The 14,946-nt window shown below is 48.8% G+C and carries 9 protein-coding genes; 2 read left to right on the top strand and 7 right to left on the bottom strand.

The window, feature by feature from the left end:
• Window positions 1–119 precede the first annotated feature (119 nt).
• The 3 genes from KDK15_RS18335 to KDK15_RS18325 all read right to left on the bottom strand — a co-directional run bounded on the left by KDK15_RS18335 (window position 120) and on the right by KDK15_RS18325 (window position 5,527).
• Window positions 120–1,949 carry an ABC transporter ATP-binding protein gene (locus tag KDK15_RS18335; protein ID WP_257296840.1) on the bottom strand — a complete coding sequence of 610 codons (1,830 nt, stop codon included), beginning with the start codon at window positions 1,947–1,949 and terminating at the stop codon, window positions 120–122.
• A gap of 11 nt (window positions 1,950–1,960) precedes the next feature.
• Complete coding sequence (locus KDK15_RS18330; RefSeq protein WP_257296839.1) at window positions 1,961–3,793, bottom strand: ABC transporter ATP-binding protein; 1,833 nt, start codon at window positions 3,791–3,793, stop codon at window positions 1,961–1,963.
• Between the two features lie 435 nt (window positions 3,794–4,228).
• A complete protein-coding gene (locus tag KDK15_RS18325) occupies window positions 4,229–5,527 on the bottom strand; it encodes a hypothetical protein (RefSeq protein WP_257296838.1) in 1,299 nt (432 codons plus the stop codon).
• A gap of 177 nt (window positions 5,528–5,704) precedes the next feature.
• Between KDK15_RS18325 and chrA the strand changes: the two genes are divergently transcribed.
• A complete protein-coding gene (chrA, locus tag KDK15_RS18320; RefSeq protein ID WP_257296837.1) occupies window positions 5,705–6,847 on the top strand; it encodes a chromate efflux transporter in 1,143 nt (380 codons plus the stop codon).
• 99 nt (window positions 6,848–6,946) lie between these two features.
• Here chrA and KDK15_RS18315 read toward each other — a convergent pair whose 3' ends face one another.
• Complete coding sequence (locus tag KDK15_RS18315) at window positions 6,947–9,202, bottom strand: hypothetical protein (protein ID WP_257296836.1); 2,256 nt, start codon at window positions 9,200–9,202, stop codon at window positions 6,947–6,949.
• A 92-nt stretch (window positions 9,203–9,294) separates the two neighbouring features.
• Window positions 9,295–10,710 (bottom strand): hypothetical protein, encoded by a 1,416-nt coding sequence (locus KDK15_RS18310; protein WP_257296835.1) that lies wholly within the window; start codon window positions 10,708–10,710, stop codon window positions 9,295–9,297.
• 532 nt (window positions 10,711–11,242) lie between these two features.
• Between KDK15_RS18310 and KDK15_RS18305 the strand changes: the two genes are divergently transcribed.
• Window positions 11,243–11,938, top strand: a complete 696-nt coding sequence (locus KDK15_RS18305; protein WP_257296834.1) for an ankyrin repeat domain-containing protein — start codon at window positions 11,243–11,245, stop codon at window positions 11,936–11,938.
• A gap of 71 nt (window positions 11,939–12,009) precedes the next feature.
• Here KDK15_RS18305 and KDK15_RS18300 read toward each other — a convergent pair whose 3' ends face one another.
• Both KDK15_RS18300 and KDK15_RS18295 read right to left on the bottom strand, forming a co-directional pair.
• On the bottom strand, window positions 12,010–13,044 hold the full coding sequence (locus KDK15_RS18300; protein WP_257296833.1) for a hypothetical protein: 1,035 nt from the start codon (window positions 13,042–13,044) through the stop codon (window positions 12,010–12,012).
• Between the two features lie 60 nt (window positions 13,045–13,104).
• Window positions 13,105–14,946, bottom strand: a 1,842-nt coding sequence (locus tag KDK15_RS18295; RefSeq protein ID WP_257296832.1) for a hypothetical protein, incomplete at its 5' end; no start/stop codon positions are given.

Below are 14,946 nucleotides of genomic sequence, written 5' to 3'. Positions count from 1 at the left end.
CACCACCCTGGAAACAGGGAAATGACTGTATTATTGCGACCAAAAGACCTGCACAAGCCATGTCTAGCAGGGCTTGTTGCGTTCGTTGCTTTTTATTTCAACTGTTTTTTGCCGGGTCATCAGGCGCTGGCTACGGTCATCATCCGGTCAGACTGTTGAGTGGTGCCCAGCTGCTCTTCAGTTTGCTGTGCCAGGTAAAGGTCGCGATAGTGCCCTTCCTGCTGCAGCAGCTGCTCATGGGGTCCACGCTGAACAATCTTTCCTTTATCCATCACCAGAATCTGGTCGGCATCCTGAATGGTTGACAGACGGTGAGCCACGGCAATGGTGGTCCGGTTTTCCCGCAGAGTAATCAGCGCCTCTTTAATACGGTGTTCTGTTTCACCGTCGATATTGGCGGTGGCTTCATCCAGCAGCAGAATTTTTGGATTCTGGGCAATGGTTCTGGCAAACGACAGTAGCTGCCTTTCCCCGGTGGACAGTGCTTTGCCTCCAGGGCCGGGTTTATGTTCATAGCCTTCATCCAGCCTCCGGATGAATGGATCCGCGTGCACTTTTCTGGCAGCTGTCTGAATGTGCTCATCAGTAATCTGGTGATGGTTCAGGCTGATATTCTCAGCCATCGTACCACTGAAAATATAAGGCTCCTGGAATACCAGGCCCAAACCCTGACGCAATGTGTCTTCCTGCAGGGTGGACAAAGGCTGGTTATCGATCAGAATCTGGCCTTCCTGATGTTGATAGAAGCGCATCAACAGGTTGATCACCGAGCTCTTGCCACTGCCACTGTGGCCGACAATGGCGACAAACTGCCCCGGCTCGACGGTGAAGCTGACATTATCCAGCGCCAGATTTTTCGAGTCATAAGACAGTGTTACGTTATTGAATGCCAGTTTGCCGCTGCGGATCTCCGGGCTTTGATTCTGGCTACTGCTCTGACCATAATGAGTGTCTTCGGTTTCTTCGCTCAATACCTGGAACAGTCTTTCCGAGGCAACCAGAGACTGTTGCAGGCTGCTCATCTGCATGGTGATCTGCCGGAAAGGTTCAAAGAATCGCCCAAGGTAATTGATAAAGGCGTAGAGCGTACCCACTTCGACCAGAGAAAAACCGGACCGGTAGCCAAACCAGCCCACCACAACCGCCAGGGCAATACCATTAAGCAGGTGCGTGAAAGGCATCAGCAGCAGACTGTCGATATTGATGTTGTTACGCTTGAGCTGGCTCCACTGTTCATTGTCCTGGTCAAACTGCTGCTGCAGGTGCGCTTCCTGTCCCATGGCCTGGATGATACGCATACCATTCAGGGATTCGTTGACGCGGGTATTGATGTTGGCCAGCTGGCTGCGTACTCCGTGAATTACGGGGTGGCTGATTTTCTGGTAGAGGTGAATCGCCAGCAGCATGACGGGAATCAGCAGCGCCGTCATCAACATCAGACGGATATCCAGTAGAGCCATGGCAATGAAGATGCCCACAACCCGGAAAAAGGCCTGTAGAATCGCCGGAATCACGCCCACAAACATCTGGCGCAGTACTTCTGAATCATTGGTGATGCGGGACACCAGACGGCCGGTTGGTTCGCTGTCAAAATAGCCCATGGGCAGCTTCAGTACATGGATGAACAGCATTAGTCGGATGTCGTGTATAACCTTCAGGGCATTTTCCTGAAACATCACATTTTGTATGTATTGTAGAATGGCCGAACCCAGATAAGTACCAAACAGGGCTGCACCCATGATGGCAAGGCCGACGGTATCATTTACTCCCGGGGCGATATGTTCATCCAGAATGATCTTCATCAGCCACGGCGCCAGCATCTCCAGGCTGGTGGCCAGCAGCAGGATCAGAAAGGCAGCCAGAAACGGCCATTGATAGGGTTTGGCATAACGAACCAGCCTGGCCAGTCCCCGGTAGCCTGATGTTTTTTTCTCGTCGTTTGCGATCACTGCATTATTCCTCAGGCAACATCGGACCGTTTGATCATGGCATCGGTTTTCACTTCCAGTGGCTGCAGCAGGGTTCTTGCCTGCTGTCGGAAGATTTTTGCATACCAGTGTTCGGTGGTATTCTCTTCAGGCTGGTCGGTGGCTTCTTTACCTTTAGAGAGCAGTTGTTCATGGTTGCCCTGCTCGATAATGCGACCACGATCCAGTACCAGAATATGGTCCGCCTTAATCAGCTCGGGTAGCCGCTGAGTGACCAGAATCATGGTTTTCTTACCTTTCATGGTCATCAGATTTTTCAGAATACGGGCTTCGGTTTTCATATCCAGGGCACTGAAAGCATCGTCCAGCAGCAATATTTCACTGTCAGCCAGCAGGGCTCTGGCCAGTGCCAGACGTTGTTTCTGGCCTCCGGACAGGTTGATGCCGTTCTCACCCAGCAGGGTGTTGTAGCCATCCTTAAAGCCCATGATCTCGTCATCGATAGCCGCCAGTTTTGCGGCTTGTTCGACGGCTTCCAGGCTGGCATCCGGTGTGGAGAAGCGAATGTTGTCGGTGATGGTGCCGGAGAACAGCGTGGGCTCCTGGGGTACCCAGGCCAGTTTTTTCCGCAGGGATTCCACGGTCAGCTGTGGCAGCGGAATATTGCCCATTTGGATGGAGGAGCCCTCGGGCAGATCAAATTCACGCAGGATCAACCGGAGCAGGGTACTTTTACCGCTGCCGGTACGACCGGTAATCCCGATAAATGCGCCCGCCGGTATCTCGGCAGAGATACCCTGCAGTACTGGCTTCTGGTCAGCAACTGAGTCATAACTAAATGACCGGATGTTTATCGAAAGACTGGTGTCGTCTGAAGCCTGTTGTGCATTTGGTGCATTACTCACTTTGGGCTGGCGGGACAGCAGTTTTTCCAGACGCCCCCAGGAAGCACTACCGCGTTGGAAGACATTGAACTGCCAGCCAAATTGCAGCATGGGCCCGAGCATCTGGCTCAGGTAAAGGGTGAAACTGGTTAACAGGCCCACCGTCAGCTGACCATGGCTGATCAGCCAGGCACCACCGACCAGCGCCAGCACAAAAGAGAGACCAAAAAACAGGCTGATACTCGGGCCAAACAGGGCATCGACCCTGGCAACGCTGGTGTTCGCTGCCACCGTCTCCATGGACAGCTGTTCAAAGCGCCGGGTTTGCCGTTCGGTCAGCTGGTGTGCTTTGACCGCACGAATACCGGTAATGGATTCACGGGTTTCTTCGGTCAGGTTGGAAAAGGCGGCCTGAGAGCGACCAAAGCGTGAGTACAATGCCACACCGTAGCGCTTGGTCACCCAGACCAGTACCGGGAAAGGCAGCATCGCCAGCAGGGTCAGTTGACCACTGACGAAGAATATCATGGCGAACAGAACGGTAAAGCCGGCGATCAGGGAGTCTACCAGGGTCATGATCCCGACCCCGACACTCTCCTCAACCGCATTGAGGTCATTGGTGGCATGGGCCATCAGGTCCCCGGTCCTATGGTGCTGGTAAAACTCCGGAGAGAGCCGGGTGAAATGGGCAAACAACCGGCTGCGCTGCTGACGGATCAGCTCAATGGAAGCACCGTACAGCTGGGCTCTCCAGATATATCGGAAGCCATAGACGACGATACCCGTAATCAGTATCCCGGCAACATAACCGGCCAGTTCCCGGTTGGTGAGGCTGTTGTCTTTTATGCCATCAATCACATGGCCAATCAGCCAGGGTGGCAACAGGTTCAGGACAGAGACAATCTGCAGACAGATAAAGGCCAGCAGGTATTGCTGCCAGTAGTCCTTCAGAATAAACCGGAGTTTCCAGAGTAGTTTCAATGAACGGCCTTTTGCGTGAAATCTGGGCGTTTAATACTTGTCATATCGCTTTCTGCGTTGCCTGCTGCGACTGCTTGTTCAGGAAGATATTGGCATGCTGAGGAAGAAAGCGCGATGAATTTAATTTGTTCTATTGTGCTAATTTATAACCGATCATTGAACTGAAAATGATTCTTATCGTCAACGATGTGATTACCGAATTCGGTGTTCGGGGTACGAGGCAGTGATGTGGCCAGGGGACGTGGCTAGGAGAATGGTTGCTGATAGTTACCGCTTGAAATACAACGCCTGACGTAAGTGAGCGGCAGGTGGTTGCGGGTACTGCACCTGCCGGAAAAGTCTCGTCCAAGGGCTATTGATGGTGGCAAAAGGTATTGCAAGCTACTCTCGAAAAAAACAAGGTCACCGCACTCACGACCTCAACCGCGAAATGCGTCAATGTCGCGGGAGTGATGTTCTTTTGCGACTTGACCGCCGATCGTGTTTCCGGACTTCTTCCGACACATAATAAGCCGGTGCGGCAACAAACGGTGATATCGGCGTTTTCCCGGGCACATCATCACTGAGTTTTCTGACTATGCCAAGACGGCTTTGCATAATCTTGTTATAACGTGCTTTTTCCTCAGCCGCGGTTCCCGCCAGGCACGATTTTTGGTGGCCATCAGGATCGACGTAGTAATCCATCAATAACTCCTGCCCGGCAGCAATTCCCTTGATGGCAATAGAGACGGGGATCGTAAAATTGCCAAAACCGGTATTGATAGCGATAAACTCCACAGAAGTATTGACATCTTCGGTCCTGCTGGCGGAATTAACAAAGTGCATAGGCGTATAACGCTCGTTGTCCGGCAAAATGGCGACCATGCTCAAGAGGTCGTTAACCGCCCCTTCCTGAGTGTATTTCGAAAGCGTGCGCTGCGTTTGCTCTTTACCTCTGAGACCGGCCATCATGGTTCGGCAGTAACTCATGAAATCTGGCATATCTTCAGTAAACTTCTGATGCAAATATTCAGGTCGCCAATTGCGATTTTTCTTAAGCCACGACGGTTTGTTGAGTACATACCCGATACCCGAATAGATCCCAAGCAAATCTCCTTCTGCTACCGGCGTGCTGGCAAATACGCCGTAATTTTTTTCTGGCCCGCCAGAGGCGTCAGGGCCGGTAAATCCATAATCAACCAGACGGTATTCAAACCGCGTCAGAAAGTCTTGCCGGGCCTCGGCCTCTGACATCCGCAATTGGTTAATGACCAAAAACTGAATACCTGCATACTGCCCAATAGTGGGAGTCAGCAGACGATGGGCAAAACGGGATAGCCAGAAATATGGCTGGTAGGTGTGCCCGCAAGGGAGGTCAGAATCGTCACAGACCACAGTCTTGCCAATCGGTTTACTGAGCGCATCGGGTCGATAATTGCCAGCGGTGATAACCTTAATACCGCAATGGGGCAACGGCTCATTCCGGGCTGATAACACCTCGGTTTCTGTTATTACCCGGGCGATTAAGCCGGTGTCTGGCGGTGTATCTGCATCATCTGCGGGTCGCTCCCCGGTAACGGCATGTTCGCTGCCATGCCCCGGGTGGGTGAGAGCGGGTAAATGACCGTGAGCGGCAATGACGTTACGGGCGTAGGCCACACTCTGGTGTTGGCTATCCTCTGGTTTGCCAGTGTTGGATGACTGTCCTTCAACAAAACTGGTCATCCCTTGAGATGATAAGGTATTGGGCTGCATAATTGGTCACTCGAAGCTGACATGAGTGTTAGATCAGACACAATATTCGCCCGAAAATTCAATTGACAGCCTCCTGGGAATATTGATTTTTGATCAAGCAAAAGAATCAATATACATAATAAGCAACAGCTGTTTATCATCGGGTAATAACGTTATTAATCTTCTGGTAAGTTGCCTGTGGCTAAGTTATTCACCATTTTCTGGCGGTTTTTTCTGCTGGGCTGGACCAGCTTTGGCGGCCCGGCTGCCCATATCGGATATTTTCGCAATGTCTTCGTTGAGCAGCGCCAGTGGTTAACGGATGTTGAGTATTCTCAACTGATTGCCCTCAGTCAGTTCCTGCCAGGCCCCGGTTCCAGCCAGATCGGCTTTGCCCTGGGTTACCGGAAGGCAGGATTGCCCGGTGGCATTGCTGCGTTTCTTGGTTTTACCTTACCGTCTTTTGTGATTCTGCTGGCGGTAGCCATGAGCAGTCAGCTGTTCCTGTCTGCTGACTGGTATCAGGGGATTATTGCCGGTTTGAAACTGCTCGCCGTTGTCGTGGTGGCAGATGCCACTGTGCAGATGTTCCGGTCTTTCTGTAAAAGTCAGTTGACTATTAGTCTGTGTATTTTCAGTGCAGCACTGTTGCTGGTGTTTCCCGGCATACTGGTTCAGATGGTTATTCTGATTGCAGCCGCTCTGATTGGTTATCGCTGGTTACCGGTTCATGATGACAGTCAGGCCAGGTGCCGCTTGGTTTTCTGGCCACTTATTCTGTTTGCCATTTTGTTGTTTGGTCTGCCTCTGCTGGCTGGCTATTCGCCCCTGGCAGCCGTGATCAGTGACTTCTATCAGGCTGGCAGTATGGTGTTTGGCGGTGGCCATGTGGTTTTGCCATTGCTGCAGAGCACAACGGAAGGCGTGATCAGCACCGATACCTTCCTGACCGGCTATGCCGCAGCCCAGGCGGTACCTGGCCCAATGTTTACCCTGGCCACGTATCTCGGATATTTTGCTTCTGAGTCAACTCCGGTTCTGGGGGCGGTGGTGGCGACGCTGGCTATCTTTCTGCCCGGTTTTCTGCTGGTGATCGGTGTGCTTCCTGCCTGGCAGGCTCTGGCCGGACGGACCCGGATTGCCGGGGCAATTGCCGGTATTAACGCTGCTGTTGTCGGGCTGCTGCTCTCTGCGCTTTACTCGCCGGTATTTACCTCTGCGGTGCATTCGGCAATGGCGATGGCACTGGTACTGATTGGCTGTTTTCTGCTTCGTGCATTGCAGCTTTCTGTTTTCTGGCTGGTGGTGATATTTATTGGCGTTGGCTTGTTGGTCCTTTAAACCACCGCAAATGTGTTCAAATTGGCAGGTCAACTACTTATAAGCTTTAGAGAAGTGCCTGCCCTGATACTCTGTTATCAAATTTTGCGTAGTTACATTTTATTCAATCACTTTGTTTGTGTTGCTGTCCGGTGGAAAGACGATAAAAGCATCACAACTTTCAATCATCTCCTCATTCGTTATATTCTTCAATTTAAGCTTATTATCACACATGTTTTTCTTATCACGTATAACGATTCCCTTAATCTGATAGCCATCTTTATGGAAATATTTTTTCACTTTTATTTTTTCAAATATACTACCAGGGGGCGGTATATTGCCAATTTGGTGTCCTTTAGGATTTCCAAGCTTCCAGTCCTCTGGTAAATCTTTGGAAGCTGTAACTACTTTGTAAACCGCCTCCATTGAATTCAAGTGTTTGGTTGACAGCACCATTTCAAGAACCCGGATATTTTCGGTTATCTCTTGCAGCTTATCCAATGTCAACGTGTCATCCATCCCCATACGCCGGGCAAGTGTTTGCAGTAATTCACCCTGTGCTTCGACAGGGTGAATTGAAATCACTCTGGCTATGTCTTTGAGGTTGACCGAGAGCTGCCCGGTGGTTAGTAATTGTTGATGTTTAAAAGGTGAAGTGGCAAAGTTAGCGACTGCTGCTCTGGGGTTAACACGTAAAAATGGAAAGTTCGGTAATACCGTTTCTATATCAATGAGATTGTATGGGTTTTGATCGAGAATGATAGTCCATAAATGCTCATCGACGATGGTTTTCAACAGGGTCTGATTCAGGTTAGCGAGATTGGCCAGACAGGTGAGTGCCAATGAGTGAGAATATTTGCCGTGTAAAAAACTACCTGCCCAGTTGTTGTCAAGAAAACCGTGCTGTCTGGCAATAGCGTTGGCAATGAACGGTGGAATAAAACCAATAAAAATGGGCGCTGAGCCGGGGCGCAAATCGCTGCCGCTGTCTGCACAGACTTTGTTCATGGCTTTGCGAACGATGCCCTGCATTTGTTCCCGTTGGAAAAAGCGCTGTTCATGGTTCGTGCCATTATTGCCAGCAAGGAAAGAGTAGGTCTTGAGACGTTGCGACATATTCAGGGCGAGCAGACGTTTGGGAGTGTCAAGTTTATCGTCCGGGATAGATTCCCATGGAATAGGAGCAGAAAATTTTTGGACATAGTAACGATCCGCTACTGTGCCAATGGGTTTTGGGATATTTTGTACTTTAAGTAATGCTTCTATCTCAGCACCGACCCTGGCAAGTACCGGTATTTGAGTACTGAACTCTATCATCGAACGGTAACACCTGGTAAGCGCTTTATGTTTGTCAGGAGAGTCAACACCATTGAATTTGTTTTCAGCAATATATTGGATGACAAAGTCTCGTAAAGCATCAATATGCTGGCATAGCGCAGGACTGAGAAATGCTTCTGGTAAAATCAGGGCACTCTCACTGAAGGCAGAGAAATTCATGCCATTTTCATTAAACAGGCGACACAGGGCCGGTGGGAACAGGCGTGCTTTTTCCTCGGCAGTTAACTCATCGCCAGCCATGAACGCTAAAAAATCTTTCGAATAAATAAGTGTGGTGAGTTTGTGATTGGGCCCAAGTTCCACGAAACCATCCGGATGGAAAATTTTATTGTGCTCACCGGGGACCGTCTGTGGAATCCGGCAGATTGGACAGGATTTGGCAATATTTTTTGTTGCTTTGCCTCCACCAAGCCCAAAGTACTCCTGATTTTCACTGGCCACAGGAAACGATAATTTTCTGGTAGAACTTTCTGGCAGGTGTGATGCATTCTGCGCGCGAAAGACATCCAGCCAGGAGTTTGCCCCTGAGTTCTCCTTTGCTTGCTTCAATAGCCCACTATCTTCAATAAGACTGCCTGTGAAGCCCACCATAAACTGATCTGACGTTGGCCGGGAAACTAGATATTGGCCGGTTTGACTGGCTATTGCTGATTGGAGATCAGGCCGGTCAAGGTCCTTAAATAGAATCCAGGTGAGCTTTGATTTTTCTTCGGCATTCAGTGATTTTATTTCTTTGACAGTGTCGGCATCGTTCAGATACTGAATCAATCCAGTAGTATCCTTGTTAATCAATTCATTGATTTTTTCAACAATACAAGCAAATAACTTGTCAGTATTGTTGGTTAGCAAGGGTTCCGTAATACTTTCAATGTTCTTATATTCTTTGATTTTTTTAGGGTGATTTGCAGGTTGGTACTCAATATCGGGGATTTTGGTAGACAGGTCACTGTTGACCATTCTTTCTGTTTCACTGTTCGCTTTTAATACAGCTTTAAAATGCACAAGGGGGGGCAATGGTGCTGGTTTTGATTGGATCATACCGATTCTCAGTAATATTTTTGTATCATTGTCCAATATTTGACCAGAAATAAAGGGAAGAGTTCCAATACTGGTAATGGATTGAGAGTTCTTCAGGTTCGACCTGGTAAAGGAACTGAGTGCCAGATATGAAACCTTCTGAGTGGCGATATGACATCCCAAATCAGTCGGCTTTCATCGGGTTTGACCTGTCCACGACGATGGCATGGGTAGCCGGTATTAAATATCATTGAAAGTTTATTTGCCCGATGAAATAAAGGCACAATCCTATCCGGTGTAAACTCATCGCTGACAACAATGACCAGATAGTTTTTTTTCTGAATATCAAAATCTTCAAGACAGCATATTTCAAGATTAACACCCACCTTCCAGTGAGGTGAAAGTTGTTTGCTATCAGAGGGTTTGCATATAGATATCATTTCTTTCTTCAGTTTGCTGGACAGCCATGCGCCAAAACGGGGGGTTCTTCCTGCCTCGACAATAACGACTGATACATTCTCTGTGTTCTTTCTGTCAGCGTTTTTATCAGGCAGTATTTCTTTTGTAATTCCTTCAATATGAATGGCTCGTGATAACCAGTTAATCATATTGCTTTTCCTGAATAACCAGTTTCTATTATAAACACCTTCAGAAATTGGATATTGGGGAGAACGTAGTGATATTTTCCAGTAATTTATAAAACGATCAATATGGTAAATAGTGTCGTCATACTGAGTATATACATTGGCAGTATTCACTTTTATATGCTGAATATTTTTTCCCGCGTATTGCTGAGCCAGAGGTACTTCATTCACCTCTTTACTACCATTACATTTTTCTTTCTGCAATGGTGGTGTCGGGGTGAGAGGAAAGGATTTGGAGCACCATACCCGCACAGTGCTATGGATGGATAACATATCTCTGGCTGCAAGTTCAAAATCAAAGGGGATGTTATGAATGTCGTTCTGCCTGGGGGAAAAGTCGCAGCATGGAATAGTGATCAATGAGAGCCGTTTCCAAGTCTCGACAGGCAGGCATGCCTGATCCGTTGAAACATGGGCATGCATCATTAAAACGACCACATGATATTCTGACAGATCATATCTTCCTGATAGATTTACCTCTTCAACAGGCTTGGCGATCAGCGTCAGATTGTCAGGCAGTACTGAGTTTGGTGTTTGTAATACCGGATCAATGGACAGTACTGGCCAGTCAGTATTTAAAGCTATCCATGCCCCCAGTTTTGGTGATGGACCAGACCCCACATCTAAAACGATAAATTTATCATCAGGACTGTAGGGAATGTGTTTTTTCAGGGTATCCCAGATGGTTAAAATTGTACTGATTTCTTTTAATGAATTTTCCCATGGTAATAAGCCCATGGCAATAAATCGTGCCGCCTGTGCTTGTTTAATAAATCTTTGGAAAATGGGCTTTGAAAGTGTTTTTGCCCAGTCATATTGGGTTTGTTTTTCGGCTGTTATCCATTTGGTTGTTGAATTGTCAACCTGATCATAATTATCAGTCATCGGTGATGAGGAAGTCATTGTGCCTGAGGTTTGAAAGTATTGTGCAGGTGCAAGCATGGGTTTTTATTTCGTTGTTTTGCTGATGAATAAGCAGACGGGTATACAGAATAGTCTGGTAATTTTGTTTTAATCAGGGTGTTATTATCAGTGATCAGTTAGATTCATGTTCTATTGGATAGTTCAATACATCTGGTGATAATTTGGAATCATCAACCTCTCGAAGATAGCTCTTAATCTCCTGACGGCAGAGCCGGGCTTGGGCAAGGCCCGTATTTGGGAGCTGGTGCAGGAGTGCGGGGAGTTTTTGAGTCTAACCTGAATTACTCATTTTCTATACGGATTTATCCTTAACGGAACAAAAAAGATGTTGTGTTATCCATAAAACCCGGCTGTCCTGGTATTCCCATCTTCTGAGTTTTTGCAATGAGTTATTAATTTAGCAACGGCAAACTTCATAGCCATATAGCCGAATTATCGTATTGTTTTCCTGTCTCACCTGTATTGCTCATTTATTAATTCGCATGTTCTGCCTATGGATGCCATCGCTCGCTTTCTTTCCCTTTTCTCCATGGACGCTGAGGCACTGCCGGAGGATGATCCCTGTCCTATTTGTTATTATGATTTCCATGACCGTGCTGTAGCGCCTGTGGTTGTCAAAACCCAATGTGGCCACCGCTTCCATCTGGACTGTATTGCCAGGGATTTTGTTGAACGGCCCATCGGCTTACGCCGGTGCGCGATATGCCGACAAAACCCGATGCCTGTGGTGAATGAAAACACCAATGAATCTTATCCGGATAAATTTTTCCCTGATCGGGCGTTTTTTAATGCCTGTTCTGAGGGAGATTCGAAAAAGGTGATTAAGTCACTGGCAGAAGGAGTCAATGTCAATGTCGCCGTTGTAGGGAAGGGTTTCACTGCCTTGATGTTGGCAACTGCGAAAGGTCACAAGGAGGTCGTCGAGCACCTGACCAAGGGCGGGGCGGGGCTCGACACCGCCCGGACTGTGGATGGTGTCACCTCGCTGCACATCGCTGTCCGGTCCAATAGCACCGCCTGCGTGCAAGCCCTGATTACTGCTGGAGCGGAGCTCGACGCCCCCTTGACGACAAATGGAGCCACCCCGCTGTGGGTCGCTGCCCTGGAAAATAACACCGACTGCCTGCAAGCCCTGATCACTGCCGGGGCAGGGAAGGGAAAAGAAGAAAGTTATTGCGTTATCCTGTAAGGTTTTCAGGTGTTCCCATCTTCTGAGTTTTTGCAATGGGTGACTGTTTAGCAACAGCAAACTTTTTAGCCTTATTCAGGATGCAGCATCGCAAGCAGTGCTTTGATAAAATCCTTCCTCTTGATCTCGTAATCATTAACATGCGCAGTGGTCGATAGCCAGCTGTTGACTCTGATTTCAAAGTCATTGCAGCAAACATGGCTGGTCAATTTCATTTTAAGATTCTCAGTAAGGGCATGGAGGCGTTGTTGTTCGCGAAGCAGATCAGGCTGGCAGTCAGGTTTTTCGGGTTTGCCGTCAACGTGCAGAACGAGAAACTGCCTGGCTTTATTCAAGGTAAGCAGGGAGCGCATAAGCAAACCATAAATACGTTCATCGGAGTTTTGAGGTAAATTAAAAAGAATGGTTCGTGGTATGTGAAATACCGAGTCTTTTTGCAATTGCTCTGTCAGCGGATCAAGGTGGTCAGCGAGGTATTCCAGCGTATCGTTCAGTAATCGGGTTTCTTGCGCAAACGACAAACACCTTACCGGCCTCTCAACGCCTGGAACGTGAACGGCCAATTGTTCTGTATTTCCACGGGCTGTCCTGGCGTCAACACTGACCTGAAGCCCCATTGCTTTCATCCCCAAATCACCGTCTTTAAGCTGAATATTGTAAGTGTTTGGCAGTTTGATGGCCTGACATCCCGGGATAGGCCAGATGGTGACGCTTTTGGGGATTTCTGAATCTTTGGCGCTGTTAAATGCCTGCAGTTTTTCAATAAGTGTTCTGGCTGACTCTTTGTTCGCGCAGATAATGTCAATATCATTGAATGATGTGCAGAGGTTCTGTAAAAAGCGCGCGTATGAACCGGTAATCAGAATGTGGGGCTTGCCATAAAGACCATTGATTTCCTGTATAACCTCCAGTGTTTTTAGTGTAAGCGCATTTAACCGCAGAACCGGATTGTCCGCGAAACCCGGCCTGCTTGACCATTGCTTCAGAACCTGCGCCACATAGGCGGTAACTGTCTGAGAGGTGCACGTATTTTCTGTTTTATCCCGGCATTCCCTGTCAGGATTGGCAACGGATACCGCTTCCCGTTGAAACAGTAACTGATCCATTATATTGGCTTCGCAGCTGTATTGTTTAAACCAGTAGCCTAAGGCATGGCGCAGCCTGCTTCATTCAGGAAAACTCTGAAGGCTCTCCAGAACCTGATACTTATGGATTTGTCGTCCATTAATCCACTGGCTGGTGATGTAGCAGTGTGCCAGGAAGAAGAAATGCAGGCGTGAGTTCTGAAATGATCGCCTCAGTGTTTTGATGGATTGCAATACCTGTTCTGCTGACACGCTCTGATGATTAATTGGCAGCTCATGCTGCATAGCCATGTATTTCAATAGACATTGCAGTCGATGTTGCTCATCGTCTTTGACCGATACGTGGTCTAAGATTTGCCAGGCCTCTTGAAAAATATCCTGGGCTTCGTTGGTTTCATCGTACCACTGAAACTGTTTCAGCCTTTGCATCAGATATCTGGTTTTCCTTGAAGAGTAATCCCCGGGTACTTTATTAAACGCTGCTAATACTTCCTTATTATCCAGATAGTTGCCATTCAATTCTGTTGCACTCAATGCCAGTTGCGAGTAAAAAATAGCTTTTTCGAGCAACCAGCCACCGCGTTCATAATCCTTAACTACGGCATCCGGTGTGATCTGCTGACCATTTAATGCCAGGCCCCTCAGGGAACATTCCGCTTTGAAGCGCGCTATCCCCAGTTTGCCTTCCGGACTATCCGGGAAATCCTTTACCACCGTCTCCGGTGTGACCTGCTGACCATTCAATGGCAGGCCCCTCAGGCAGCATTGTTCCTTAAAACGTGCTATTCCCAGTTTGCCTTCCTGACTATCCGGGAAATCCTTAACCACCGCATCCGGCGTGACTTGCTGGCCATTCAATAGCAGGCCTCTCAGGCAGCATTCCGCTTTGAAGCGCGCTATCCCCAGTTTACCTTCCGGACTATCCGGGTAATCCTTAACCACCTCATTCGGTAAGATCTGCTGGCCATTCAGCGGCAGGCCCTTCAGGCAGCATTCCGCTTTGAAGCGCGCTATCCCCAGTTTGCCTTCCTGGCTGTTCAGGTAATCTTTAACCACCGCTTCCGGTGTGACCAGCTGGCCCTTCAACGGCAGGCCCCTCAGGCAACATTGCTCTTTAAAGCGTGCTAGCTCCAGTGTTGCTTTAGCGGCCTCATAATCCCTCACCACCGTATCCGGTGTGATCTGCTGGCCATTCAACGCCAGGCCCCTCAGGCAATATTCTGCTTTGAAGCGCGCTATCCCCAGTTTGCCTTCCCGGCTGTCCGGGAAATCCTTTACCACCGCATCCCGTGTGACCAGCTGGCGATTCAACGTCAAACCCCTCAGGCAACATTCCGCTTTGAAGCGTGCTATCCCCAGTTTGCCATCCGGACTATCCGGGAAATCCTTAACCACCGCATCCGGTGTGACCAGCTGGCCATTCAACGCCAAGCCCTTCAGGCAACATTGTTCCTTAAAGCGCGCCAGCTCCAATGTTGCTTTGGCGGCCTGCAAATCCCTAACCACCTCATCCGGCGCGATCACTTGGTCATTCAACGGCAAGCCTCTCAGGCAACATTCCGCTTTGAAGCGCACTGGCTCCAGTGTTGCTCTGGCGGCCTGATAACCCCTAACCACCGCATCCGGTGTGACCAGCTGGCGATTCAACGACAGGCCCCGCAGGCAACATTGTTCCTTAAAGCGGACTTTCCCCAGTTTGCCCTCTGAACTATCCGGGAAAGCCTTAATCACTTCATCCGGGGTGAATTGCAGGCCATTCAACAGCAGGCCTCTCAGGCAGCATTCCGCTTTGAAGCGGGCTATCCCCAGTTTACCCACCGGACTATCCGGGAAATCCTTAACCACTGCATCCGGTGTGACCTGCTGGTCATTCAACGCCAAGCCCCTCAGGCAACATTGTTCCTTAAAGCGCGCTATCCCCAG

The sequence above is a fragment of the Endozoicomonas sp. YOMI1 genome, assembly GCF_024606345.1.
In the GTDB taxonomy this organism is placed as follows: Bacteria; Pseudomonadota; Gammaproteobacteria; order Pseudomonadales; family Endozoicomonadaceae; genus Endozoicomonas.
This window is presented reverse-complemented; position numbering and strand designations above follow the sequence as displayed.

What these genes read in the sequence shown, in the direction of transcription:
- KDK15_RS18315 (WP_257296836.1), bottom strand. Translation starts at nt 9,202, where the DNA reads ATGATCCAATCAAAACCAGCACCATTGCCCCCCCTTGTGCATTTTAAA.
- KDK15_RS18310 (WP_257296835.1), bottom strand. Translation starts at nt 10,710, where the DNA reads ATGACTGATAATTATGATCAGGTTGACAATTCAACAACCAAATGGATA.
- KDK15_RS18300 (WP_257296833.1), bottom strand. Translation starts at nt 13,044, where the DNA reads ATGGATCAGTTACTGTTTCAACGGGAAGCGGTATCCGTTGCCAATCCT.
- KDK15_RS18305 (WP_257296834.1), top strand. Translation starts at nt 11,243, where the DNA reads ATGGATGCCATCGCTCGCTTTCTTTCCCTTTTCTCCATGGACGCTGAG.
- KDK15_RS18325 (WP_257296838.1), bottom strand. Translation starts at nt 5,527, where the DNA reads ATGCAGCCCAATACCTTATCATCTCAAGGGATGACCAGTTTTGTTGAA.